We start from the raw sequence: 25,621 nt of genomic DNA, 5'->3' as shown, positions 1-25,621 counted from the left end.
TGGCTGCGAGCTTGGTCTCGAGCGTGGCGTTCACGGAGTTGAGCACATCAATGATGACCTGCAGCTTGGTCTGCTGGTCGGCATTCATCTTGTCGATGGCCTCGGTGAGCTTCTTTATTGCTTCCTCGTTCTTCAGGAAGCCGTTGTTGATGGCCTCCACCACCTTGGTGAAGTCGTTGATTACCGATACGTTCATCGTGTAATTAATCTCGGGTGCGTCCTCCTGACACGAGGTGAAGAACGCAGGTGTTGCCAACAGCATGGCGATGGCAAACAGAATGGATTTGATTCGTTTCATCTTACTATGATTTTAATGGATTGTTTACATTGTTGTTGCTTGCTTTTCTACCTTTATGGTTACCCTGCGCCCTTCGGCGGCAGGCTTGCCGTTGCGCTCGCCGATGGCTGTCTGCGGGTGCAGGTCGGCCTTGTCGAAGCCCTCCCTTACGAGTGCCTCTACCACACGGGCCAGGCGACGCTCGGAGAGCTGCTGGTTGTAGCCGTCTGCGCCCGGCGTACTGGCCTCGGCCACGAGGGTAAGCCTATGACCGCGCACGCTGCGGGCAAAGGCTTTGAGGTGTTCAGCTTCCTCACGGCTCATATAGGAGCTGTTGTGGGCAAACTGCACGAAGTGCGAGGGCTGCACGGTGGCGGGAGACTCTGCTTGTCTCTCTTCACAGTCGGTCAGGCGGCGTTGCAGTTCGGCCTGCTGCTGCTCTGCCCGTTGGCGGTCTGCCGCTTCGCGTTCGGCACGTGCCTTTTCCGTTGCCACGTCCCGTTGCAGGGCGTTCATGCGATCGTTGAGCGCGGAGAGTTCGCCCTCGTAGTAGGCTCGCTGCACCTTGGCACGGCTCGCCACGAAGTTGTAGCGTACGGTGGCAAGGGCGAAAATGAGGTTCTTCGGGGCGATGTCCTTGCGATTGAGAAGCCAGTCCGCCTCGCCTTTCAGTCCGAGGGTGAAGCGACGGCTCACGTCGGCCTCGATGTGGAGCGAGGCGGGAACGTAGAGCGTGTTGAACTTCTCGTGGCGGTTCGTCGTGCGCACGTTACCCGTGATGGTTATCTCCGAGTCGTTGCCGATGGTCGTACCGTCACCAATGGGCGTGGTCTGTCCGCCCTGTGTCTGCGTGTTGCTGATGTAGATGCCGTACTCGTTGCCCTTGGCAAAGGTGTAGCCTACGCCCGTGCCCAGCCAGATGTTCAGCCACTGCGCGCGGCGGCAGGGCCACAGCTCCATCAGGTTGAAGCCTACGCCCAGCTTGGCGTTGTGGTAGTTCATCAGGTAGTTGCCATACACCTTGACGGGCATCGTCTTGGTGTCGAGCGTGGAGAAGCGTTGCTCGCGGCGGTAGCGCGACCAGAGATACTCGGCACCTACACGCACCCAGGGGCGGATGGTGAAGTCGATGCCGCCGCCCACGGCGGGCGACTGTTTGTAACTGCGTTTGGCATCGAGGTTCTGATACCACACGTCGCTTGCCCACGACAGTCCGCCCTGGGCGTAGATGCTCCAGGTGCGGGTGCGCAGCTCGCTGTTTTGGTCTCGCGGCGGCTGTGTTCCGCCCCCGTCTGTGGCCTGCGCCTGCGCGCCGACGGTTACGGTTGCGGAGAACAGGACGCAGAGACCCACTCGTGCCCATCGGCCGCTGAGCGGCGGAATGAGCGGTTTCGTTCGTCTTTTGTTCATACTTGTTGCTTGAATTAAAATAAAAGAGTTAATGATATTATCGTCTTGTCTCACATAATTATAATAGGCCGCTTGTGAAGATACCCATGAGCCGTTGCCAGAGGGAGCGGCGGGGTGGCTTGCGGTCAGGAGGCTCTCGTCCCGTGCCCTCGGGCGGAGGATTCTCGGGATGAGGGTTGCCCTCGGTTTTCACTCCGCGGCGCTCGAACTCAATGTCTATCATCTCGCGGATGGTGTCAAGGAGTTGCATTCGGTCTTTCGAGAACCGCTGTACCTCATCGGACTTCCGCCGTCGTTCTTCCGATTGTATTTTTCTTTCTGTTTGGTTCATAGCTCATCTGTTTTTCTGTTGCGAAATTAAAGATGAAACGATGGGAGGGGACTATGCTAATCGGACAAAAAACTATTCTAATCGGACATTCTGCACCTGCCCCAATTATTCTAATCGGACATTTCAGGCTTGTAACTCACTGATACTCATAAGAAACCCATGAATAGTTTTACATCTTTTAAGAGATGGGTACTTTGGGGCTCAGAGACAGGTCTTTTCGCATTTTATGATTGATTTAGGAGCAGAAGACAATGAGCCGATAAAAGAAATGTTTGGCGAATTATGGAAGTTTTCTCGGTATCGTATTGCGGATTATGGAACTTTTCGCTATCTTTGCAGGCAGTTAAAACATCATGATAACATGGATGCAAGAAGACTGATAACCATCTTTTCCGACCAAAAGGAAGAATTGCTGTCACACGACCTGTCGCTGCTGTGCGACAGGATGGAGGAAGGGCAGCTCTCGCCGTTGAGCAACCTTGCCCAGATTGTGATAGGTGTGCGGCGAAGCGGAAAATCCACCCTGTGCGAGAAGTTCATACGGCAGCAGGGAGTGGAATTTGCCTACGCCAACTTCGACGACGACCGACTGACAGGGCTGGAGACTGGAGATTTCGACCGCGTGCTCGATGCCTTGTATCAGCTATACGGCGATTTCAAGTATCTCTTCCTCGACGAGGTGCAGAACATCAAGAGCTGGCAGCTGTTTGTCAATCGGCTGCTTCGCCAGAAAGTGCACCTGTTCGTCACGGGATCCAACTCCAAGTTGCTGAGCAGCGAACTGACCACCCACCTGACGGGACGGCACAACAAGGTGGAGCTCTATCCGTTCTCGTTTGCCGAATATGCCACGATGCGCGGTGTGGAGCTCCGCTCCCTCTCCACCAAGTCCAAGGCCCTGCGCAAAAAAGCCCTGCATGAATACCTGACGGACGGCGGTTTTCCCGAACTGCTGAACGAGCAGAACAAACGGGGATATATAGAGGCACTGCTCAATTCCATCATCAAGAACGACATTGCCCGGCGGTTCCGCCTGCGACATGTGGAGGTGCTCCGGCGGATGGCAATCTACCTTGCCGACAATTTCTGTCAGGAGTTCGTGGCTACGGATCTTGCCAATATGTTCGGCGTATCGAACCATACCATAGAAAACTACTATTCCTATCTGAAGGAAGCATTCCTGCTTCTGGGTGTTCCCAAGTTCTCCTACAAGAGCCGGGAACGCGTACGAAACGAAAAAGTGTATGTCGTGGACGTGGCTTTCGTGTCGGAGCGCAGCGGCACCTTCTCCACCGAGAACACGGGATGGCGACTGGAGAATGTGGTCTATGTGGAACTGCTCCGCCGCTACCGCCCTGAATATGCCGACGTGTTCTACTACCGTGACAAGCAATGGGAGGTGGACTTCGTCATCGCCAAGGGCGGCAAGGTGGAACAACTGGTGCAGGTATCCTACGACATCAGTGCAGAGAAGACCCTGAACCGTGAGATCAACGCCCTGCTGAAAGCCGCCACGAAATTCCACTGCGAGAACCTGCTTCTCATCAACTTCGACGAAGACCGTGAGGTGGAGAAGAACGGACATATCATCCGTATGGTTCCTGCCGCCGAATGGTTGACCCGACAATAAACACACTTATGAATAAATATAAAATGTTATACTTATGCAGCACCATGAACATAGCCTTAAAGCCTCCTTACAGCCTCTCTACGAGCCTTTTAGTGAAACGGGGGGGGGAAATAAAAGCCTCCGTTTGATTTTAAGCGCGTTAACGGCGTTTATTTCAGTTTGTTTTCTACTTGTTTCGTGCGGGAGGAAGCCTGTGTCATTCACCCCTGACGAACGCAAGGTGGCGGACAGCATCGTGCGCTCCACCCATGGCATCGATTCACTCGCCTCGCTGCAAAAGCGGTTGGAAAGCGAGGGCGACAGGCTCGGCAGCATCATCGCCCTGCGGGAATGGGGCAAGGCATTGCGCAACGAGAGCCGCTTCGAGGAAGCCCTGAACGTACACAGCAAGGGGCAGCAACAGGCGGAAGCCATCGGCGATACGCTTGAATGGGTGCAGACGCTGAACAACATCGGCACCGACTACCGGCGGATGGGCGTGCTCGACGTGGCGCAGGAATATCATTACCGTGCATGGACGCTCAGCGAGGAATGCGCCGACACCTCGTTCACCGCTAAGAAAAACCGGGCAATATCGCTCAACGGACTGGGCAACATCTACATGACACTGGGCAACTACGAGCGTGCCGACAGTGCGTTGCGCCTTGCATTGAAAGTCGAGCAGCAATTACACAGTACATTGGGGCAAGCCATCAACTACGCTAACCTCGGTTCCATCTTCGAGTATCGCGGGCAAATCGACTCGGCTTGGGTGTATTACCGCAAGTCGATGGCACTCAACACAGAAGCGGGCAGCACACTCGGCATATCGCTCTGCCACACTTATTTCGGTTCGCTCTACAAGAAGGCACGGCAATACGACAAGGCAACCGAGGAATACGAAACCGCCTACCGCCTGATGAAAGCCTCAAAGGACGAATGGCATGCCCTGAATTCGCTCATTGCCCTTGCGGACATCTACCATACCACCGGCAACAACGCAAAGGAGATGGAATATCTCGGCAAGGCGAAAGCGATAGCCGAACGCATCAAGTCGCCGGAGCATCTGACGGAAATCCATACCTTATATTACAAGCACTATAAACGGACGGGCGACTACCGTACGGCCTTGTCCTCCTACGAGCAGGCTACCGTCCTGCAAGACAGTGTGCTGAACATGGAAAAGGTGAACCGCATCCAGAACACGAGCCTGAACATCGAGCGCAACCGGCAGGCGAGGGAGATGAACGAGGCACGGCACAAGCTGGAACAGGAACGGGCGACGCGCTATGTCGGCTTTGCTATTCTGGGAGCTGTGTTGCTCGCCTTGTCAGGAGTATTGGCAATCGTACTTTATACCAACCGATTGCGCCGCCGCAGCCACCTGGCATTGAAAAGACTGTCGGCCTTGCGAGAAAACTTCTTTACCAACATCACCCACGAATTCCGTACACCGCTCACCGTGATACTCGGACTGAGTCACGACCTGCAAGATGCCGAAACGGAAGCGGTCAGGGAAAGCACTCGGACTATCGAACGGCAGGGTAAGGGTCTGCTCACGCTCATCAACCAGCTTCTGGACATCTCGAAAATCAAATCTTCCGTGGGCAATCCCGATTGGTGCAACGGCAACATTACGGCTCATCTCACAATGATTATAGAGACCTACCGTGACTATGCCCGCAGCCGTAACATAGACCTGCACTTCCTTGCCAAAGAGGCGGTGGAGATGGACTTCGTACCCGACTATGTGAGCAAGGTAATGAACAACCTGCTCTCGAATGCCTTCAAGTTCACGCCTGAATACGGAAAGGTAAGCGTGTCGGTATGGCGCGAAAGCAATTGCCTTTTCTTGGATGTAGCCGATACGGGCGAGGGAATGGACAAGGAGACACTGTCTCATGTCTTCGAACCTTTCTATCAGGCAGAGACCGATGCGCGAAACATCGGTACGGGTGTGGGGCTGGCACTCGTCAAGCAGATTATCGACGCAGTGGAAGGCTCCATCACGGTAGAGAGCACGGTTGGAAAAGGCACGACATTCCATATCCATGTACCGATTCACAATGACAGCAAGCGAGATATGGGTATTACAACGATTGATAACTCTCCGCTCCTGCCCGAAAACGAGACAACGCCTGCCGACAGCGAAGGCGAGGACAGCCAGTGTCATCTGCTTGTCATTGAGGACAACCGCGACATCGCCGCCTATATCGGTTCGCTGTTTGCCGACCGCTATGCCGTTTCCTATGCCGCCAACGGCAGGGAAGGAATGGAAAAGGCACTCAACCTGGTACCCGACCTCATCATCACCGACCTGATGATGCCCGGCATGGACGGTCTGGAAGTGTGCCGGCAGGTACGGGGAAACGAAATCATCAACCATATCCCTATCATCGTCGTTACGGCAAAGATCACGGAGGAAGAACGAATAAAGGGATTAGAAGCAGGGGCCGACGCCTACCTCGCCAAGCCGTTCAACGCAGACGAGCTGCGGACAAGGGTGGAGAAGTTGCTCGACCGTCATCGCCATCTGCGTGACAAGTTCAGCAATAGTGCCGATACGGACAAGGAGCAGAAACTCACGGATGTAGAGCGACACTTCCTTGCCAAGGTGGTCGATTTCATCTATCAGCTCTTGGACAAACGGCACTTGGATGTGAACACGCTGGCAGAGAAACTATGCATGAGCCCACGCCAGCTGCACCGGAAGCTCGTTGCCATTACAGGCGACTCCCCCGCCACGTACATGTTGAAGATAAAGATGCAGAGGGCACGAAACCTGTTGGAGACTAAGCCCGGACTTACGATTGAGAACATTGCCGACCGTTGCGGTTTCGAGCATACGCCCAATTTCTATAGTGCTTTCAGGAAGATGTACGGAGTCACGCCTATGGATTATCGCAGAGGAATCGGCATTTGAACCCACATAAGTCGCAGATAACAGCGTTTTACATTAACGTGAGTTCGACGAATTTATCGGTTGTTTCTTCTTGTGCGAAACCGCTTTCATACTCCATAGACAGGATGTGCTTATACCCCACTCGTGGTATGCATTTATAGAGCACTCGTGTGGTACAGCATCATCTCATTCACAAACAAATACAATTCGTGTTACATTAAATACGATTTCCTACCGAACGGACATGTTCACGCACATGTCCCGTTCGGTATTTTCTTTTTTGTAATGCCACTTCTATCCATATCGAAGCCACAAGTACGCAGTTATCCAATACCTCTAACATACATGGTTTCTTTGGTTTACTTTTGTCCGTGCACCGCTGTTGGTGTCATTAAAAACATTGTAATATGGACGAAAAAATCAAAGACCAAGAAGTCCTTTTGGTCAAGGATCAAAAGGGCGAAAATCTCAAAGCCGTCACAGGTACGGACGAGAAAGGCGGACTGAAAACCGTTCCGCCTACCGCCGAGCATGAACAGAGCTTCCTGAAGTTCGACAAGCACGGCAATGCGCTGGAGAACTTTCTTTCCAACTTCATGCGGCAGTTCAAGCATCTCACACCGCTGAACTTCTTCAAAGTGCCTTTTGAGAGTGCCGTTGCCAGTGCACGCGTACTCTCGGAGATGCTCAAAGCACCGGATGTCCCCTCCAATAAGGAGATGCTGGACTCTGCCCGTATCAATCCTGCGGACTATGCAGGGGAACAGAAACAGTCCTTCCAAGGCATTGACCCCGACAAGGTGAAGTGGGAGCAGTTCGAGCAGATGGGCGTAAGCCGTGAGAGTCTCGAAAAGGGCAAGCATCTTGATGACCTGCTTCAATACCGCAAGACTCCGCTTATTCCCATCGCAATCAAAATCGGAGAAGTCTCCCTTTACACCGATGCCCGTCTTTCCCTGAAAGCCTCCGGAGACGGTATGTTTATCCCCGTCGTCCCCGCCATCCGCAAGGAGCCGCAATTGGAGCGCGAGTTCTTCGGGCATACCTTCACCGACGAGGACAAGAAAGCCCTCAGGGAAACGGGTAATCTCGGTCGCACCGTGGAGCTGACCTTCCCCGGCAAAGATGAGCCGACCCGCAGTTTCGTGAGTATTGACCGCCTGACGAACGACATCATCGCCCTGAGTGCCGACCGGGTACGCATCCCCGATGAAATCAAGGGCGTGAAGCTGAGCGATGAGCAAAAAAAGGAACTCTCGGAAGGCAGAAGCATCTACGTGGAGGGCATGACTTCCAAAACGGGAAAGCACTTCAATGCCAACCTTCAATTCAATGCCGACAAGCGGTCGATTGAATTTCGTTTCGGCTCTCTCAAACAGAAACAACGCCAAAGCCAAGCCTCCGAAGGACAGGAACAGGCAGAGCAGAAAGAATTGCGTGTCCCCAAGAAGATGCTGGGACACGACATCTCTCCCGAAGAGCAAGCGAAGCTCAAAGCAGGTCAGACGGTCTATATGACCGGGCTTATCGACAAGAAGGGAGAGCCTTTCAATGCCTATGTACGCCCGAACTTCGAGAAGAACAAGTTCGACTTCCTCAAATGGAATCCCGACAAGTCCCAAGCCAAAGAGGTTATTCCCGACAATGCTCCCGCACGCAGGTCACCGTCAATTCCGAAGGCAAGACCAATGAGGCAACCAAGCAGGTGAATGAACCGCTCAAGCAGGGACAGACAGAGCCTACCGCTGGGCAAGAACAAAAAGAAGAAGAGAAGAAACGTTCCAAGGGAATGAAAATGTAATCCGCCACCACTAATATCCAAAAAGTAAGAACAAATGAAAGTCATCATAGCAGAAAAGCCGAGCGTAGCTCGTGAAATCGCCCGTGTCGTTCGGGCAACCAACAAGAAGAATGGTTATATCGAAGGAGGCGGCTATGCCGTCACGTGGGCATTGGGACACCTGATAACGGCAGCCATGCCCGAAGCCTACGGCATCAAAGGTTTCCACAAAGAGAACCTGCCGATTCTTCCTCCCGTCTTTACCCTTATTCCCCGTCAAATCAAAGAGGGTAAAGGCTATAAAGCCGACGCTGCAGCAGTCGCCCAACTCAAAATCATCGAAAAACTCTTCCGAGCGTGCGAAGGCATTATCGTAGCCACCGATGCCGGAAGGGAAGGTGAGTTGATCTTCAGGTTCATCTATGAGTATCTCGGCATCGCCAAACCCTTCGACCGCCTATGGATCAGTTCCTTGACGGACAAAGCCATCAAAGAGGGACTTGCCCATCTGCAAAGCGGAGCGGCGTATGACAATCTCTATTATGCCGCCCGTGCCCGCAGCGAAGCCGACTGGTTAGTGGGCATCAATGCCACCCAAGCCATATCCATTGCGGCAGGACGAGGCACTTATTCATTGGGCAGGGTGCAGACTCCGACCCTCTGTATGGTCTGTTCCCGTTTCTTGGAGAACAAGAAGTTCGAGCCGCAGCCATTCTGGCAACTCAGCCTTGCCGTAAAGGAAGGTGATGAGAGTTTCCGTTTCTCCTCCGCCGACCGCTGGTTCGATAAGGTAGAAGCCACCGCCCTGTATGATAAACTCAAACAGGCTCCTTATGCCACTGTAGAAACGATTGTGCGCAAGGAGACCAAGCAGGAGCCACCGCTTCTGTATGATTTGACCACTTTACAGAAAGAAGCGAACAGCCGGTTCGGCTATTCGGCGGAACAAACCCTTTCCTTGGCGCAGAAACTCTATGAGAAGGCATACATCACCTATCCTCGCACGGGCAGCCGATATATTCCCGAAGATGTCTTTGCCGAAATACCTGCCCTGATAGCCTTTTTACACGACCATCCCGTCTGGGGTGTCCATGCCCGCCGACTGACCGAACTTAATGCGCATTCGGTGGACGGCAAGAAAGTGACCGACCACCACGCCCTGCTCATTACGGGCAAGAAGCCGATAGACATGTTTGGAGAGGAAGTAGTCATCTACGATATGATAGTCGGACGTATGCTCGAAGCCTTCTCCGCCCGATGCGTGAAGGATGTCAGTACGGTTACTGCCGCCTGCGAGGATGTGAAGTTTATCCTCAAAGGTGAAATTATCAAAGAAGAGGGTTGGCGTGCTATCCTCAAAAACAGCAGAAAAAAAAGACAAGGAGCAGGCGGAAGCCGAAGAACGGGAAAGCCGGGAGAATGGAGAAGGCATCATCATCCCTCAATGGGAGGAAGGTAAGCAACTTCCGCTCTGCGCTTGTTCCTTGGCACAGGGAACGACCAAGCCCAAGCCCCTGCACACGGAAAGTTCGCTGTTGGCAGCGATGGAGACGGCGGGCAAAGAGTTGGAGGACGAAGAATTGCGTGCGCAGCTCAAGGATTGCAGTATCGGCACGCCCGCTACCCGTGCCGCCATCATCGAAACCCTCTTTGCACGCGAGTACATGGTGCGCCAAAAGAAGTCGCTCGTCCCTACGGAGAAAGGACTTGCCGTCTATTCCATCGTTAGGGAAATGAAAATCGGCAATGCCGAGATAACTGGACAGTGGGAAGCGGACTTGGCGAGAATCGAACGGGGAGAGTTGAAAGAGCAAGAGTTTCGCAAGGGCATCGAAAACTACGCCACACAGATTACGGACGAATTGCTCTCGTCCAAAATCCTCTTCCCTCAAAAGAGAAGCGACATCAACTGCCCCAAATGCGGCAAAGGTTCACTGGTCTTCTATCCCCGATGTGCCAAATGCTCTGATGCCGATTGCGGGCTGACGCTTTTCCGCAGCGTGGCAGGCAAGAGCCTCACGGACGAACAACTGACGCAGTTGGCAGTAAACGGAGAGACAGGCATCATCAAGGGCTTTACCTCCAAAACGGGCAAGAGCTTCGAGGCTTCTCTCTCCTTGGACGGAGAGTTCAAGACGGTCTTTGTCTTCCCCGAGCGTAAAAAACCGGGCAAATCCCGAAGGTAAGTCCCCGTAATTTGCTAATTTTGCCACTGAATGATGCGGTCATAAACAATCATCTTGTTTTTACTGCGGATTTTAGTGGTGGCACTCGGCGGGGACGTCGAGTGCCTTTGCATTATATACCTTACTAAAATCACAGATATGACAGCCATTCAATTTTCCTATTACGAGCTATCCCTGCTCTCTTTTCTTCGGGAAAGCCATCCCGAAAAAGCCGGTGATATTTCTTTTATCAAAGAGCGTGCGGCAGCCGCTTCCGAAGCCTATGCCGAAGCCTTCGATACCGGTCTTCCCATAGCCGAATGTATCGGCATTGCCAATAAGACGCTCTATGCGGGTCTGCACTTTTCCCACCACGATACCATCTCCTCTGTTCTTTGGAACGAGTTCTCCGCCGAAGTGCCGCTTGAAGCTGTCAGGGAGACCGCTATCCGCCTGCGCCCAATCTTGGAAGCAATCTTCACCAAGTATCCTATTTCGGACGAGTTCGCCTATATGCCCGAATACAACTCCCTCTATACGGAGATTACGGGTTTTGTTCAACTAAAACTCGAAGAAGATGGCAAGTTATAACAAGAAGGAGCATCTAAGGGCGAACATAGAAGCCATCAAGACGGTCTTTGCCCTGCATCGGGAACAACGCACGGCAACGGAGGAGGAAATGGAGGGGTTGCGGGCTTATACGGGCTTCGGGGCTTTGAAGTGTATCCTCTCTCCCGCCAACACGATGGAGGACATCGCCCGATGGAACAAGTCGGAGCTGGAGCTATTCCCCTTGGTGATGGAGCTGCATCGCATCATTCGGGACAACACCGCTTCCGAGTCGCAGTACAAGAGTTATATGCAGAGCCTGAAAAATTCCGTGATGACCGCTTTCTATACTCCTGCGCCCGTAGTGCGGGAGATTGCCGCTTCCTTACAGGAGGCAGGCATCGTCCCCAAGCGTATCCTCGACCCCTCGGCGGGACTGGGCGAGTTCATCCGCTCTTTTGACGGCATTGCAGCCGAAGGGCATACGACCTTCGGTTTTGAGAAAGACATCCTTACGGGACAAATGCTCTCCGCTCTGCATCCCGAAGACAAGATACGCATCCGAGGCTTCGAGGAAATCGAATCCAAGCTCGGAGGTTATTTCGATGTGGTCAGCAGCAACATTCCTTTCGGAGATGTGGCCGTCTTCGACCCTGTTTTCAGCAAGACGGCAGAACCTGCCCGAAAGATCGCCCGCATGTCCCTGCACAATTACTTCTTCGTCAAGGGGGTGGATATGCTCCGTGAGGGCGGTGTGTTGGCATTCATCACCTCGCAAGGTGTTATGAACGCCCCGACGAACGAACCGGTACGGGAGTGGCTGATGAACCATACCCGCCTTGTTTCGGCAGTCCGTCTGCCCAACAATCTCTTCTCGGAGAATGCAGGGACGGAAGTGGGCAGTGACCTTATCGTCCTGCAAAAGCAGAGTGGGAAAAAGGAACTGACCGAAGAAGAACAGCGTTTCATCAAGAGCGAGAAACGCCCCAGCGGAGTGCTGTTCAATACCTATCTGCGAAGCATGTCGCAAATCGTGCATACCGAATGGAAGCAGGATACCGACCCTTACGGCAAGCCCGCCATCCTGTTCCATCACGAGGGCGGAGCGGAAGGCATCGCCACCGATATGGGAAAAATCCTGCGGGCGGATTTAGCCAAACGCTTGGATATGACATTGTACCAAAAGCATATCTCCATTCAGGAGCAGCCCAAAGTTCCCGTTTCCGCTTCTCCCGAAGTCAAGCAGGAAGAGCCAACGCTTACACCAGCCGCTTCGACAGAGGAACAACCACACCAAAAAGTAGTGCAACCGAGAGAGGAACAGCCTGTAGAACACCCTCGAAACAGTGTCACACCACAGGTACAACTGCTCGACCTTTTCGGCAATGTTATCCCGGAAGAAAAGCCCAAACGTAAAGCTGCCACAAAACAGAAGCCTGTCGCTTCACCTCCCCCATTTTCCGAGGTTTCACAAAGCGATGAGACGGCACACGGACTGGAAGACACGAACGAGCTGTGGTGGCAGCAGGACAAGGAGAAAGGGATGCAGCAGCGTCCCTATGAGGGAGTATGGCACGAACATCTCAGAGAGGGGTCTTTGCTGGCTTCGGACTTTCAGGTAGGAATGCTTGTCCGTGATATGGAGGACAACCGCATGTTCCAGCCCATAGACCTCCCGTTCCAAGAACGACAGAAAATGTTGCTCTACATAGACCTGCGGGATGCCTACCACGCCCTCTATGATTATGAAGCGGAACGCAAGGTGGCGAATGAATCCCTGCGACAGAACCTCAATGAACTGTACGACCGTTTCGTGCGGCAGTACGGACATTTGAACGACCGCAAGAACCACGAGCAGATCCTGATGGATGCCGGTGGCAGGGAAATCCTCTTCTTGGAACGGAAGGTGGATAAAGAAACGCTCAAAGCCGATATTTTCCATCAGCCCGTTTCTTTCAGCCTGCACGAAGTGACAGAGGTGAGCAATGCCCAAGAGGCGCTCTCGGCTTCACTCAATAAATTCGGAGCGGTGGACATCGAGTATATGCTCTCTTTGCTTCCTGACATCTCCGAAGAAGAGATGCTCTTCGAGCTGCACGACAGGATTTACTACAATCCTTTGGAGGGAGAGTATGAAATCGCCGAGAAGTTCATATCGGGCAATGTGGTCGCCGCTTCGGAGCGTATCGGACAATATCTTTTGGAGCATCCGGAAGACACAAGGGCGCAAGCCTCCTTGCAGGCACTGAAAGATGCCATTCCCGAACCGATACCCTTCGTGGATTTGGATTTCAACTTCGGGGAGCGATGGATCCCCGTAAATCTCTACTCAGACTATGCCTCGTACCTCTTCGACACGGAGGTGATGATACGCTACAATTCAAGTGCGGACGAATACTCTGTGGAGGCACGGATGCACAATGCCAATATCTGGGACAGGTTCTGTGTGCGGGGGCAACATCGTCGCTACGACGGCATTGCCCTGATGAAGCACGCCCTGCTGAATACGACGCCCGACATCACCAAGAAAATCATGGTCGGCGACAAGGAGGTCAAGGTACGGGATACCGAAGCCATACAGATGGCAAACGCTAAAATCGATGAGATACGAAACGGCTTCACCGATTGGCTGAACGAGCAGAGCGATGAGTTCAAGCAGCGGTTGGAGAAACTCTACAATGACACTTTCAATTGTTTTGTGCGTCCCCAGTATGATGGTTCCCATCAGACATTCCCCGACCTCAATCTGAAAGGCTTGGGCATCGAGAGTTTGTACGGCAGCCAAAAAGATGCCGTTTGGATGCTCAAACTCAACGGGGGAGGTATCTGCGATCATCAGGTGGGAGCAGGAAAGACGCTTATCATGTGTACCGCAGCTTATGAGATGAAGCGGCTCGGCTTGGCGAACAAGCCGATGATACTCGCTCTCAAAGCCAACGTGCAGGAGATAGCACAGACCTTCCAAACGGCTTACCCGAACGCCAAGCTGCTCTATCCAGGGAAGAACGACTTCACCCCCGACAAGCGGCAGCGGATTTTCCACGACATCAAGAACAACAACTGGGACTGCATTGTCCTCACGCACGACCAGTTCGGCATGATACCGCAGTCGGACGAGATACAGCAGAAAATCCTTCAGGATGAGTTGGACAGTGTAGAGGAGAACTTGGATGTCCTGCGTCAGCAGGGGCGCAGTATCTCTCGTGCCATGGAAAAGGGGCTTGTCAAGCGACAGATGAATTTGCAGGCGAAGTTGGATGAAATCAAGTTCAAGATAGAGAACCGAAAGGACGACGTGGTAGATTTCAAGACCATGGGGATAGACCATCTTTTCGTGGACGAGTCGCATACGTTCAAGAACCTGATGTTCAACACCCGCCACGACAGAGTGGCAGGGCTTGGCAACAGTGAGGGGAGCCAAAGAGCCTTGAATATGCTCTTTGCCATCCGCACAATACAGGAGCGGACGGGAAAAGACTTGGGAGCCACTTTCCTTTCGGGTACGACCATATCAAATTCTCTCACGGAACTCTACCTGCTTTTCAAATACCTGCGTCCCCAAGCCCTCGAAGCACAGAACATCAAGACCTTTGACGCATGGGCTGCCATCTTCGCCAAGAAGTCTGTGGACTATGAGTTCTCCGTTACCAATGAGATTGTACAGAAAGAGCGTTTCCGCTATTTTATCAAAGTACCGGAGTTGGCGGCGTTCTACGCTCAAATCACCGATTATCGAACGGCAAAGGACATCGGCATTGACCGACCCGAGAAAAACGAAATCATGCACAATATCCCGCCCACACCCGAACAGGAGGAATTCATAGCCAAGTTGGTGGAGTTTGCCAAGACGGGCAATGCAGAATTATTAGGACGAGAGAAACTCTCCGATAGAGAGGAGAAAGCCAAGATGCTTATCGCAACGGACATGGCTCGAAAGATGAGCTTAGATTTGAGGCTTATTGATCCTAACAAGTACGGAGATCATGTGGACAACAAAGCCTCCCACTGTGCCGCCAAGATTGCGGAGTACTACCGGAAGTTCAATGAGCAGAAAGGAACGCAGTTTGTGTTCAGCGATCTCGGCACATACAAGCCGGGCGAGTGGAATCCCTACAGCGAAATCAAACGAAAGTTGGTGGAAGATCACGGCATTCCTGCTCAGGAGATACGCTTTATTCAGGAAGCCAAGACTGACAAGGCGCGAAAGACGCTCATTGCAGGCATGAACGAGGGAACAATACGCGTGTTGTTCGGTTCCACCTCCATGCTCGGCACAGGTGTGAACGCCCAGAAACGTGCCGTGGCCATTCATCATCTTGACTGTCCCTGGCGTCCTTCCGACTTGGAGCAGAGGGACGGCAGAGCCGTGCGTAAAGGAAACGAAGTCGCCAAGTTTCATGCGGACAACAAGGTGGATGTCATCATTTATGCGGTGGAAAAATCGCTTGACAGCTACAAGTTCAACCTGTTATATAACAAGCAGTTGTTCATCGAACAACTGAAAAACAACCGTATGGGCAGCCGTACCATTGATGAGGGAAGTATGGACGAGAAATCGGGAATGAATTTTTCCGAGTATGTCGCCATCCTCTCCGGAAATACCGACCTGCTGGAAAAGGCAAAGTTGGAAAAGAAGATTGCCGGTTTGGACAGTGAACGGCAGGCGTTCATTCGCAGTAAGTCATCCTCCCGAGGCCGATTGGACGAAGTTATGAGAACGGTGGACGGAAACAAGGAATTGATAGCCCGTTTCCAAAGCGACTGGGACTTGTACCAAAGTCGTGTACAGAAGGATAAGGAGGGCAATATCCTCAACCCGATAACACTCAAAGGGGTGGAAGGAAGCGACCCGAAACGCATTGCCGCCAAGCTTGCGGAAATCAACGAGAAAGCCTGCACACGGGGAGAGTATTTCAATATCGGAACACTCTACGGATTTAATCTTGTGGTCAAGACGGAGTCCTCCTCCAAAGACCTTTTCGACCTTTCGCAGAACAAGTTCTTCGTGATGGGAGAAAGCGGAATGAAGTACAGCTACAACAATGGTAGGATTGCGGCAGACCCGCAACTCGCCTGCATGAATTTCCTGAACGCCTTGGAGAAGATACCCGGCTTGATTGAGAAGTTTAAGGCGGACACGGAAAAGATAGCCAAGGATATTCCGGTTTTGCAGGAGGTCGTGAACGGATCTTGGAAGAAGGAAGAGCAGCTCAAAGACCTCAAAACGGAACTCGCTGCCCTTGACCGCAAGATACAGCTCTCTCTAAAACCGATTGAGCAGGGAGAAGAGAATGTAGAAGAGCAGAAAGGAAAGGAGGAGGATGTCTTAGGGCAGTCCCGTCCGATTGAGCCTGCCGCTAACGCACCCTCCGTCTGCACGCTCTCGGCTCAAACCGGCAGACAGCCCAAAAACGTGGGGCAGAGTATCAGAGATACACAGCCCCTTACGGACGGTGTGTCGTCATTGTCAAGCAAGGCCTTTGTTCCTAGACCAAAAAGACTATAAAGAATGATAAAGGCGTGATGAAATAAATAATATTACGCCTTTATCTTACACTCTGATGTCAAATGATTTAATTCTCTATTTTAAACAATTTACTTTCCTGTGATAGTTCAATAATGAATAAAGAATTATCTTGTAATTGTTCTGGTAATTTATCTTTTAGAATAGACGCAACAAACTGTATATTTTCTTCTTCTACAACCTTTGCAATATCAATTAGCTGATTATCGCTCATCAACTCTTTTTTATCATTAAGAAGAAAATGAACACATGGAATATTCATATCATCTGCAAACATTGTATAGGCAATATCAAAGCATGAAATTTCACCCATTTTCTTTCCTGAACTTAAATTTGCATTAAAGGATGAAAATTTATAGATATAACTATTTGTTTTTTTGTATGGAATTTGTTCGACTTTAATAGCATACTCCTCATTATATAGACGCTTAGATATTGATGAGAAAAACAGATTGAATTTATCTATTTTTTTTTGAACTCCATCTTTGAAAGATTCAGAAAATTGATTTTCATCAATTCTTCTTAAATCTGCTTGTATCTCAGATATTGAATTTTCCACCATTTCTATTTGACTAATAATATTTTCATATTCGCCCTTCTGTTGGAATTTCTCATTCAATTCATTAATGATAGTTTCTAAATCATCATATGTGTCTGACTTCACAACTTTTTTCGTTAAGGAATCTTCTTTCTCAAGTAATTCTTTTAATCTTCTTCGCAAATCTTTTATATCCGCCTCTAATGTAGGTAATTCACTAGTTATAAAAATAATCTTATTTTCAACCATCTGGTTGTGATAAGTCACTAAGTCATTGAATGTCTTTTGTAATGTTGGAATTAATGCTTTTGCTTGTTTATAGATAAGTGCTAGCTGTTCCAAGTCGATTTCCGATTTGAGATTTATAGCAGCTTCTTGAGCTTCTATAATCATTTCTTTTCTGATATTGAGAATATTAAGTTTTGATGTTAATGAATTTATATCATATTTTACTTTATTCAGTTTCTCTAAATCAGACTCAAAATTTGGGTTTATGTTCAAAGAAGATTTATTAGCGTTAAGCTCATTTATCTTTGCATCAACTAGTCCTAGTAAAGACTTGTATGTACTTTTATCATGTGCTTTTTCTAATTTTAATTTGAAATTTACTTCAGACTTTAACTTCTCGATTTTTTCTTGTCTAACTTCGCCTTCTTCATATTGACAACCAAACATAAATAGATATAAAGTTTCATACTCTGCATCAGATGTCTGTGCAGGCTTATTTCCACAGCTTACCGATAATGGAAGAAGCCAAGAAGGGAGCAATTACCGCCCTTGTAGACTGCAAATGATTAAACAATCGTGGGTATGAGAAAGAGGAAAAAGATAAAGCTTAGCTATAGCAAAGAGCGGGTACTCTTTTCTGATGTCTTGCCCTACGAGTGTCCTATAATATTCTCAAACCGATATTTGTATCGATTTCTTGCCAAATATTTATGGGTTGGTGGAGAACAAATGGTTGATAATATTATGTGCAATGTTTTAGAGCAATCTAAACGTTTAGAAGAAAAGGATGCGAATGCTTTTGCTGCACTGCTATTTGGATGTTATGAAAAGGGTAAAAGAATAGGTGTACTACAACATCGACCAAATGCTCTATTCTACCCCTATCAATTCAATATCGCTCACAAGGCGAATAAGAACAGAACGTTGTCTATTATACATCCATATAACCAGTGGCAAGTAGTAGAGTTTTATGATAAGTATAAATATTCCATACTCTATCTTTGCCATCAGAGCAAATACTCTCTTCGCAAACCACGCAAGATAGCGCAATACTTTTACTACAGAGATCGGCTCCACCGGAAGTTGTCAGGTCATGAGAGTGATAAAGTTGAATTGTTCTTCAATGAATATGAGAACTTAAAAACTTATTTCAGTTACGAGAAGTACTCAAATATATACAAGTTCTATGAGGATTACAGATACCAACGAGCAGAAAAGAAATTCAAACATCTTGTGAAGTTCGATTTACAGAGCTGTTTCGACAGTATTTACACCCACACCATAAGCTGGGCGACTGCAGGAGGGGCGGACAAGGTGAAGGTTTTGCCCGGATATCATGGTTCATGGCTTGGTGATGCATTTGACAATCTAATGCAGTCGGTCAATGCTCGTGAAACTAATGGTATTGCAATAGGTCCGGAGTTCTCTCGAATCTTTGCAGAGATTATACTTCAGTATATAGACCAAAAGGTTGAGCAGGAACTATTGGAAGAAAAGCTTTGTCAGAAATCTAACTATGAGTGTTATCGGTATGTTGACGACTATTTTCTCTTCTATAATGACGAAAAGGATAGGGGACTCTTCATGGAAAGTCTAACTAAATGGCTAAAGGAATTCAAAATGCAGATTAGTCCGTCTAAAACAGAAGAGTTTGAAAGACCTTTCATAACAAAGATTACAATAGCCAAACAGAGAATTGATCATTTATTTAGTGATATATTCTCGACTCCACTTTGGGAAGAAGTAGAATCAAATTTGGATGTGGAGAAAGAAGATGAAACTGAAGACGAAAATTCGGATAAAGACAGGGAAATACTATATAAGAAATTCAATATATACCTGCCTGCAAATAGCGTAAATACTCAAATAAAAGCAATAGTTAGGGAATGTGGAATAGAATATCGCGATATAGCAAACTATCTGCTTGAGAAAATGAGCCAACGCCTTGACGCTTTTCTTAATCGATATGAAATAGGCTTCAAGAAATATGAGCGCCTGATGTCTAAAGAGAATACCAATAAGGATGAGGTTGAACTTCTAGCACAAGGAGTACAAAGGAAGCTTACAAGTTTTCTAGTATCTCTGATTGATGTAACGTTCTTTGTTTTCAATAGCAACAGACAGGTAAACACTACATTGAAATTGCAGAAGATAATGAATACCATTGTTATCTATGCAAAACGGCATGGTGATTTTAGAACTAATCCAGAGGTTAGATTCCAAACAATAAGCAAGGATATTATCTTTAAGAAGATTCAAGACGAAATCGCCTTGGTGCTGGCTACAACAGATTCGCATCGTAACACTTTGCATGAAAGTCTTTATCTGTTAATATTAGTCAAAGAGTTAGGTTCTGCATATCTGTTTTCACCTGAAGTTATCAAATCATTCATTGAAAAGAGTGAATTGCAGTATAACTTGTTCGCATGTATTATATTGATGTATTACTATGCGAACCACAAGTGTTATGATACACAAAAGACTTTATTGAAAGAAAATATTTTGAAAAAGTATCGGCTTGTTGCGGAGCAAGAGCGTAAACGCAATTCGGAACTCACGATTCTCACGGCGGATATGATGACTTGTCCCTTTGTAGATGATGCATACAAACAAAGCCTTCTTACATTGATGGGCATTACTAAGACGGAAGATCAACGGATGATATTGCGCTTTGCTAAAAAGCAAAAGTACATCTTCACTCGCTGGACAATGTTTAATTTGAATAAAGAATTACAGGCAAAGATTTCACAGGAAGTATATTCGTAGCTTCTGTAACAGCTGTTGGTCCAACCACTCTTTCACACACATAACCTTCAAGCTAGCCGAAACGACGCAGGAAGTTACGTTTTCCAAAATGGTTGGTTAGGATTGTACCGAATGTGAAATCTTTCCTTTTTATGGCGTGTCCATCGTATTCATTGTTTAAAGCTCACGCACAAAGAATAACACCCGACAATGAATGAAGAATGGATACCTTATTTCTAATTCATATTTCCGATTAATGTAAGCAGAAGTGGCAACAACTCATTCACCGCAACCACTCACAACGGCTGTAATCGCTTTTTCTTTCATCAACAAAGAAGAAAAACGCGAAAGAACGCTCATTTTTCCACGCAAAGTATTATCTTTGCAACTGAAGTAGCGAGCGTTCTTTGGTTATACAAAACAATGAACTTTCAAGTGCACCGCTCATTTCTAAATCGTTACCTATAAAACCTGCATTTAATCGCAGAGCATTGTGCTTTAAGAACTTAGCCCGAAATCATATTTTTTTAGCGGACAAGAATATGGAAGTAATAACAATCAAGAAGAAAACGTATGAAGCCATGATGGAACGGTTCCGCATTCTGACCTCCAAAGTCGATGCCCTGTGTTGGGAGTGTGACGAGAAGCGTATGGGCAGGTGGCTGGACAATCAGGATGTCTGCCAAATCCTGAACATCAGTTTGCGTACCTTGCAGACCTACCGTAGCAACCGAATGTTGCCCTATACGCAAATAGGGTATAAGATGTTCTACAAACCGGAGGATGTCGGAAAGCTGCTCGAACAGTCCTCTTCTTTATAACCAATGAATAATATCACCACTAAATCCGATGTAAAATATGGACAACGATGTAAAGACCAAGAACAACGAAGAGATTGCGCACTTTCTCAACGCGAGCGACCGCATGATAAAGGGAATTGATGCCTTGCGTAAAAAGAACAGACCTCTGCTTAACGGGCATCGCTATCTGACGGACGATGAACTGTCCCGCCTGTTGCATATCAACCGGCGCACGTTGCAGGATTATCGCAACATGGGAAGAATCTCCTTTGTCAAGTTAGGCGGAAAGGTACTCTACCGGGAAGAAGATGTGGAAAAACTGTTGCAGGAGAATTATCGCTCTCGGTTTGAGAAGCCTTGACAGAGAAATAGGCAGTAAGAATCTCTTGTCTTACTGCCTGTTCTCATATTCAGTTGTACCATCCTCCTTTGCCATAACACACAAGTAATGGAGGACTTGTTCTCTTCTTTTCGGTCAGTCTTCCGATTATCCATTGACGGAAACTCTTTGCCTGTGGAGAAGCAAAGCGAAATGACAGCATCGTAATCATTTCAAGGTTGTATAAATCCACCGAACCATCCCTAAACAATAGCGTTTGCATTACCTCATCTTCCTTGAGCAAGCCCTCTTTGAAGATAGACTTGATGTGGCTGTTTACCTTGCCGGAGAATACGCTGAACAAGGAGGCTATTTCGCAAGCCGACATCCAAACGGTAATTGTCGGGATATGTATTTTTCCGTTCTCTCCGATGATTATGATTTCTCTTTTCATCGTTCGTCCTCCTTTTATATAGTGATACCATTGAACTGCTCTATCTTACCCAGTTTGTCGGAAAGTGCCGCCATGTCCCGACTTTCCTTTTCGTGGGTGATTTTGGCGTAAATCTGCGTGGTGCGGATATTCGTGTGTCCGAGCATCTTGGAAAGGGTTTCGATGGGAACGCCGTTGGTCAGACAGATTTCCGTCGCCATGGTATGGCGGCTGGTATGCCACGTAATCTCTTTTTCGATACCGCAGAGTCCGATGATTTTCTTGATGTTCTTGCAGGCGGTAATATACTGCGGAACGGGCAGGAGGTAATCCTCCTTCGCCATGCCATCGTACTTCTCGATAATCTGCTTCGGAATATCCAAAAGCATGATATTGGACTCCACACCCGTCTTTTGTCGCTTGGTCATAATCCAGAGTTTACCGTCAAAGGAGATTTGAAGATTGTCCTTGGTCAGGTTCTTCATATCGGTAAAGGACAAGCCGGTAAAACAGCAGAAGACGTACAAATCCCGAACCAGTTCCATCGACTTGCGCCTGAACTTCAAATCCAACAGTTGTCGGATTTCATCCTTGGTCAGATAGTCCCTGTCGGTACTCTCGGCGGATATGCTGTAATCCACGAACGGGTCACGAACCATCCATCCGTGATTCTGGGCAATGGTAATCATACGGCGCAGGGGCATCATGTAAATCCATACCGTATTGTTACAGCATTGCTTTTCGGTGCGCAGGAAGATGTCAAAGTCGGTAATGAAAGCCGGAGAGAGTTCTTTTAACGCAATGTCGCTGACACGGTAGCGGGTCTTGATGAACTCCTCCAGATGCTTATAGACCGTGCAATACTTGTGGTAGGTGGATGGGCATCGCAAGCCTGCATCGACCTGTTTGAAAAAGTCCTCATTGTGCTGGGAAAAGACTTTCAGCAAGGTTTCATGCCGCATTTCCAAGCCCAAGAAAGCGTTCTTCACTTTCTCGGCAGTGACATAGTTATCCCGCTCGGCTATCTCCTTGTATTTGGCATTGATGCCGACACGTATCTTGTCCAAGAAACGGTTGGTTTCCAAGGCCACGGTACTTTTTCCCGAAGCTCGGTTGCTCTTGATGTCCCACAAGTTAGGATGGATGTCGCATTTGCAACTGAACTGGGCTATCGTACCGTCTATGGTGATACGGCACATCACGGGAACGGAACCGTTCTTCTTGGGGGCGTTCTTTTTGAGGTAGAACAGAACCTTAAACGTACTACGCATAACTCTGACTTTTTACGGTTTACAAAACTATTCATTGTCAGGTTATTTGTTGCTATGCAAAACATTGTCGTTCAATGGTAAAGAAACAGTCCGCAATTTATTTGCCTGTTTCCTTTCATCGAAGTACCTTTGCAGGAGGTAATCCCCGAAATTCAGGTCGGATATTGCACTGTTCGTTACCGCTTTTCCCAATCCTCACTTGCAAAGGAGGTGGTAATGTTTTGGTAACGCAGCTCTGTCCGAAGTTGGTATAACCCCGTCTTTTCGAGGTTTTGCGTCGAAAGGGTCAAAAAACAGAACTGACTGACTCACAAATCATTCACGCTATTTCGCCTTTTCTTGAACCTTGGGGATAGATTTCTTACAAAAAACTTAAGTAAATTCGCATTTGGTAGTTGAAACTACCGAATGTTTTTAGAACTCACATTCAAAGAATAAAACCAAATAAAATTCTATTATCACATTTAAGGTAGGGATTGAACTTCATGCTCAATAGCTGTAATAATAGGTTTAACACATTTGAAGTCGTTCAAAATTACTGATGGCGCATCGTAAGTTGTAGTCGTTCCTAGGGTATGAGTATGAGCTGCATTGTTTCTTTTATTAGAGTATTTGTCTAAAAGCGTTTTTAATAGATTTATATTTATTTTATTGAGCACATTTTCAAGATTATAAGCTCCTATAGTTATGCTTAATATTCTTAAGATATTATTCTCATATTTAAAACCATAATTCTTTTTAATTTGATCTTTTATGTATTTAATAATATAGGTTTCACATATATGGGAATCCAAATAATCATATAATATTTGATCCATACTTTGTTCAATCCACCCAGAAAATTCAATTAAGGCTGTTTTTGATAAAAGGATAGGCAATAAAGGATCCGACATAGAAGCTAAATATGTCGAATCTAAATAGTTCAATGTATTTTCAATATCTACATAATTAACCATAACTAAAAGCCTTGATGGCAGAATTAATTCTACCTTTAACTTTCTCTTCGGAAGCTAAGCCTTCTTTCATTTCTTCAGATGTGAATATCGGTAATTTTAAAAGATTCTCACACATTTGGTCTAATGCCTCACTATCTTTATTTATTAATGTTTTAATATTAGACGCAATGCCAATCATTATAGCTTCTGCAACATTCTTAGAATCAAACCTTCTACTAAGTTTATTCGTAATTTTTAGCGTTCTAATAAAGAGTTTCTCAAAATATTCTATTTTGTTGCTATCTGATTTTTTATTTTCATCCATATAAGAATTTAAAAAAGCGGCAAGTTTTCCCTTATAATTCGAAAGAGAATGATAAAATGCAAAGAAGCGCAAAATTCGTTCCTCATTATTGAATCTTGCCTTCTCTACCTTTTTATAGTCTGTATTCGCAAAATCATACCATTCTGGAGTTCTGGCCAATTTTTTAAGGAGAGAATTAAAAGAACCTTGAAAAATACAATTTCTTATTTCTTGATTATATAATTTATTTCCTCCAGAGTTTAATCTATAAAAGATCTGGAAGAGATATTTCATATGCTCCTGATTACTATAATCACATCTAAGGATAGTAATAGGGATAGTCACGTTTTCTAAAATTTCCACTAAATTGGGGCTTTTCATCCTAATTTCAGAAACTTTTTTATTTGAAATCCTTGGATCTACATCATCATTTTTTGACAGTTTCCAATCTTTTTGTGTATCAAGAAATTTAATAATTGATGATATTCGTTGTAATCCATCTATTACCATTCTCTTTTGTGATGATATATCGAGACTTATGCACATACTCGGTATGGGCAATTGTTTCATTAAGCTGTCAATAAAAAGTGTTTGAGCCGAATTTCCCCAGACTTCCCCTCTTTGAAAATCAGGACTTATTTCTATTTGTTTTGTTTGATACATACGGAATATATCAGCACAAGAACGCTGCTCATTAAAGGCTACAATATCAGGTGGAGGCATAACGGAAGGAGAGGAATCCAACTCTTCCTCATTAGTACGTTGTATCATCTCCTGTATATCTTCAGGAGTTGTTTCTGACTCGATATTAAGTGTCAACTGTTGATTCATACTATAAAATGTTTACTTGCAAAGATAACCCTATTCAGAGAAAAAAACGATTTTTTTTCTGTTTTCTTTTTAAAAAGTTATTTAGTTAAAAAAAATAACCTATTTCCATGTTATCATAGTAGTCTTAGTATGAAGATGATATTCCACCCCTTATCCTATTCTCTTTGAAGTCACTCTCTAAGTTCAGATTTATATTTTCGTATCACACCGGCCGGTTTTCTTCAGCAAAGGTAGTTTAAGAGCACTTTGGGAAACAAGGGCAAGAGTAACCAGTTAGGGCAACTATCTCCACGCTTCATTCTTTAGGTGGTATTCTGGCTCTAAACCTGTTGCCTTTGCCCCTATTTTTTATCGACTCGAAACGAGAATCATCTACCCGAGGGAAAGAAGCATAAAAAAGTCAGATATACAAGATGTAGGGAAAAAGGATTGGAAAAACCACCTCTCCTCAAAATACCGCATAACATCAAAACAACCTGTTGTTACACCTGTTTGGGATAAGTTTAATACGCTAATAGTTCTAACTGTCTTGAGCTTCCGTATATAGGCAGGCTGGGCCTCGGGATTATTCTCAAAAAAGCAATATATCGTAAGGGCGAACATAAATTCATGATAATATATTGAGCGGTGTCCATACTCTACCATCTTTGTTGTCTACCCTTGCTCCTGT

Annotated in this window: 14 protein-coding genes and 3 pseudogenes; 9 read left to right on the top strand and 8 right to left on the bottom strand. The window is 47.2% G+C overall.

Going from position 1 to position 25,621, the window contains the following annotated elements; genetic code table 11:
• Window positions 1-298 (bottom strand): annotated as a pseudogene (locus HMPREF2983_RS00460) (hypothetical protein); the annotation flags it as partial.
• A gap of 24 nt (window positions 299-322) precedes the next feature.
• Window positions 323-1,687, bottom strand: coding sequence for an OmpA family protein (locus HMPREF2983_RS00455; RefSeq protein ID WP_070665602.1), 1,365 nt, complete (start codon window positions 1,685-1,687; stop codon window positions 323-325).
• Window positions 1,688-2,244: 557 nt separating this feature from the next.
• Here HMPREF2983_RS00455 and HMPREF2983_RS00445 point away from each other — a divergent pair.
• A complete protein-coding gene (locus HMPREF2983_RS00445) occupies window positions 2,245-3,648 on the top strand; it encodes an ATP-binding protein (protein ID WP_246829305.1) in 1,404 nt (467 codons plus the stop codon).
• Between the two features lie 34 nt (window positions 3,649-3,682).
• Window positions 3,683-6,550: a hybrid sensor histidine kinase/response regulator transcription factor gene (locus HMPREF2983_RS00440; RefSeq protein WP_070665596.1), complete on the top strand. Its 2,868-nt coding sequence runs from the start codon at window positions 3,683-3,685 to the stop codon at window positions 6,548-6,550.
• A gap of 196 nt (window positions 6,551-6,746) precedes the next feature.
• Here the strand turns inward: HMPREF2983_RS00440 and HMPREF2983_RS14390 are convergent, their stop codons facing one another.
• Window positions 6,747-6,872 (bottom strand): hypothetical protein, encoded by a 126-nt coding sequence (locus HMPREF2983_RS14390; protein WP_256374438.1) that lies wholly within the window; start codon window positions 6,870-6,872, stop codon window positions 6,747-6,749.
• Between the two features lie 64 nt (window positions 6,873-6,936).
• On the opposite strand from HMPREF2983_RS14390, the pseudogene HMPREF2983_RS00435 reads away from it, so the two are divergent.
• The 4 genes and pseudogenes from HMPREF2983_RS00435 (at window position 6,937) to HMPREF2983_RS00420 (ending at window position 16,529) form a co-directional block, all read left to right on the top strand.
• Window positions 6,937-8,330: pseudogene (locus HMPREF2983_RS00435) on the top strand (DUF3945 domain-containing protein).
• Window positions 8,331-8,364: 34 nt separating this feature from the next.
• Window positions 8,365-10,495: pseudogene (locus tag HMPREF2983_RS00430) on the top strand (DNA topoisomerase).
• A 138-nt stretch (window positions 10,496-10,633) separates the two neighbouring features.
• Window positions 10,634-11,065: a DUF1896 family protein gene (locus tag HMPREF2983_RS00425; RefSeq protein ID WP_070665593.1), complete on the top strand. Its 432-nt coding sequence runs from the start codon at window positions 10,634-10,636 to the stop codon at window positions 11,063-11,065.
• Window positions 11,052-16,529: a helicase-related protein gene (locus tag HMPREF2983_RS00420; protein WP_070665590.1), complete on the top strand. Its 5,478-nt coding sequence runs from the start codon at window positions 11,052-11,054 to the stop codon at window positions 16,527-16,529. Before HMPREF2983_RS00425 ends, HMPREF2983_RS00420 begins: the two co-directional genes overlap by 14 nt.
• Window positions 16,530-16,596: 67 nt before the next feature.
• Here HMPREF2983_RS00420 and HMPREF2983_RS00415 read toward each other — a convergent pair whose 3' ends face one another.
• Window positions 16,597-17,853: a DUF2326 domain-containing protein gene (locus HMPREF2983_RS00415; protein WP_070736582.1), complete on the bottom strand. Its 1,257-nt coding sequence runs from the start codon at window positions 17,851-17,853 to the stop codon at window positions 16,597-16,599.
• A gap of 42 nt (window positions 17,854-17,895) precedes the next feature.
• Between HMPREF2983_RS00415 and drt3b the strand changes: the two genes are divergently transcribed.
• The 3 genes from drt3b (at window position 17,896) to HMPREF2983_RS00400 (ending at window position 21,219) form a co-directional block, all read left to right on the top strand.
• On the top strand, window positions 17,896-20,079 hold the full coding sequence (drt3b, locus tag HMPREF2983_RS00410; RefSeq protein WP_246829303.1) for an antiviral reverse transcriptase Drt3b: 2,184 nt from the start codon (window positions 17,896-17,898) through the stop codon (window positions 20,077-20,079).
• 521 nt (window positions 20,080-20,600) lie between these two features.
• Window positions 20,601-20,879 (top strand): helix-turn-helix domain-containing protein, encoded by a 279-nt coding sequence (locus HMPREF2983_RS00405; protein WP_070665581.1) that lies wholly within the window; start codon window positions 20,601-20,603, stop codon window positions 20,877-20,879.
• A gap of 37 nt (window positions 20,880-20,916) precedes the next feature.
• Entirely contained in the window at window positions 20,917-21,219 is a 303-nt protein-coding gene (locus tag HMPREF2983_RS00400) for a helix-turn-helix domain-containing protein (RefSeq protein ID WP_068906249.1), read from the top strand.
• A gap of 49 nt (window positions 21,220-21,268) precedes the next feature.
• On the opposite strand, the gene HMPREF2983_RS00395 is transcribed toward HMPREF2983_RS00400, so the two are convergent.
• From HMPREF2983_RS00395 to HMPREF2983_RS00380, 4 genes are all read right to left on the bottom strand, one after another.
• The gene (locus tag HMPREF2983_RS00395; protein ID WP_070665578.1) at window positions 21,269-21,631 is read right to left on the bottom strand and encodes a virulence RhuM family protein; all 363 of its coding nucleotides are present in this window, start codon (window positions 21,629-21,631) and stop codon (window positions 21,269-21,271) included.
• Window positions 21,632-21,645: 14 nt separating this feature from the next.
• On the bottom strand, window positions 21,646-22,881 hold the full coding sequence (locus tag HMPREF2983_RS00390) for a site-specific integrase (protein ID WP_070665575.1): 1,236 nt from the start codon (window positions 22,879-22,881) through the stop codon (window positions 21,646-21,648).
• 464 nt (window positions 22,882-23,345) lie between these two features.
• Entirely contained in the window at window positions 23,346-23,837 is a 492-nt protein-coding gene (locus tag HMPREF2983_RS14105) for a hypothetical protein (RefSeq protein ID WP_070665572.1), read from the bottom strand.
• Window positions 23,830-24,951 (bottom strand): DUF262 domain-containing protein, encoded by a 1,122-nt coding sequence (locus tag HMPREF2983_RS00380; RefSeq protein ID WP_070665569.1) that lies wholly within the window; start codon window positions 24,949-24,951, stop codon window positions 23,830-23,832. The genes HMPREF2983_RS14105 and HMPREF2983_RS00380 overlap by 8 nt, the downstream gene beginning before the upstream one ends.
• Window positions 24,952-25,621 lie beyond the last annotated feature (670 nt).

This window comes from Prevotella sp. HMSC077E09 (assembly GCF_001814685.1).
In the GTDB taxonomy this organism is placed as follows: Bacteria; Bacteroidota; Bacteroidia; order Bacteroidales; family Bacteroidaceae; genus Prevotella; species Prevotella oris.
Note: the sequence above shows the minus strand (reverse complement) of the source record. Positions and strands in the feature narration are given on the sequence as shown.

Excerpts from the sequence above, each read along its gene's own strand:
- HMPREF2983_RS00455 (WP_070665602.1), bottom strand. The coding sequence starts at position 1,687 with ATGAACAAAAGACGAACGAAACCGCTCATTCCGCCGCTCAGCGGCCGA.
- HMPREF2983_RS00395 (WP_070665578.1), bottom strand. The coding sequence starts at position 21,631 with ATGAAAAGAGAAATCATAATCATCGGAGAGAACGGAAAAATACATATC.
- HMPREF2983_RS00390 (WP_070665575.1), bottom strand. The coding sequence starts at position 22,881 with ATGCGTAGTACGTTTAAGGTTCTGTTCTACCTCAAAAAGAACGCCCCC.
- drt3b (WP_246829303.1), top strand. The coding sequence starts at position 17,896 with ATGAGAAAGAGGAAAAAGATAAAGCTTAGCTATAGCAAAGAGCGGGTA.
- HMPREF2983_RS14105 (WP_070665572.1), bottom strand. The coding sequence starts at position 23,837 with ATGGTTAATTATGTAGATATTGAAAATACATTGAACTATTTAGATTCG.
- HMPREF2983_RS00440 (WP_070665596.1), top strand. The coding sequence starts at position 3,683 with ATGCAGCACCATGAACATAGCCTTAAAGCCTCCTTACAGCCTCTCTAC.
- HMPREF2983_RS00405 (WP_070665581.1), top strand. The coding sequence starts at position 20,601 with ATGGAAGTAATAACAATCAAGAAGAAAACGTATGAAGCCATGATGGAA.
- HMPREF2983_RS00380 (WP_070665569.1), bottom strand. The coding sequence starts at position 24,951 with ATGAATCAACAGTTGACACTTAATATCGAGTCAGAAACAACTCCTGAA.
- HMPREF2983_RS00425 (WP_070665593.1), top strand. The coding sequence starts at position 10,634 with ATGACAGCCATTCAATTTTCCTATTACGAGCTATCCCTGCTCTCTTTT.
- HMPREF2983_RS00445 (WP_246829305.1), top strand. The coding sequence starts at position 2,245 with ATGATTGATTTAGGAGCAGAAGACAATGAGCCGATAAAAGAAATGTTT.
- HMPREF2983_RS00420 (WP_070665590.1), top strand. The coding sequence starts at position 11,052 with ATGGCAAGTTATAACAAGAAGGAGCATCTAAGGGCGAACATAGAAGCC.
- HMPREF2983_RS00400 (WP_068906249.1), top strand. The coding sequence starts at position 20,917 with ATGGACAACGATGTAAAGACCAAGAACAACGAAGAGATTGCGCACTTT.
- HMPREF2983_RS14390 (WP_256374438.1), bottom strand. The coding sequence starts at position 6,872 with ATGTTAGAGGTATTGGATAACTGCGTACTTGTGGCTTCGATATGGATA.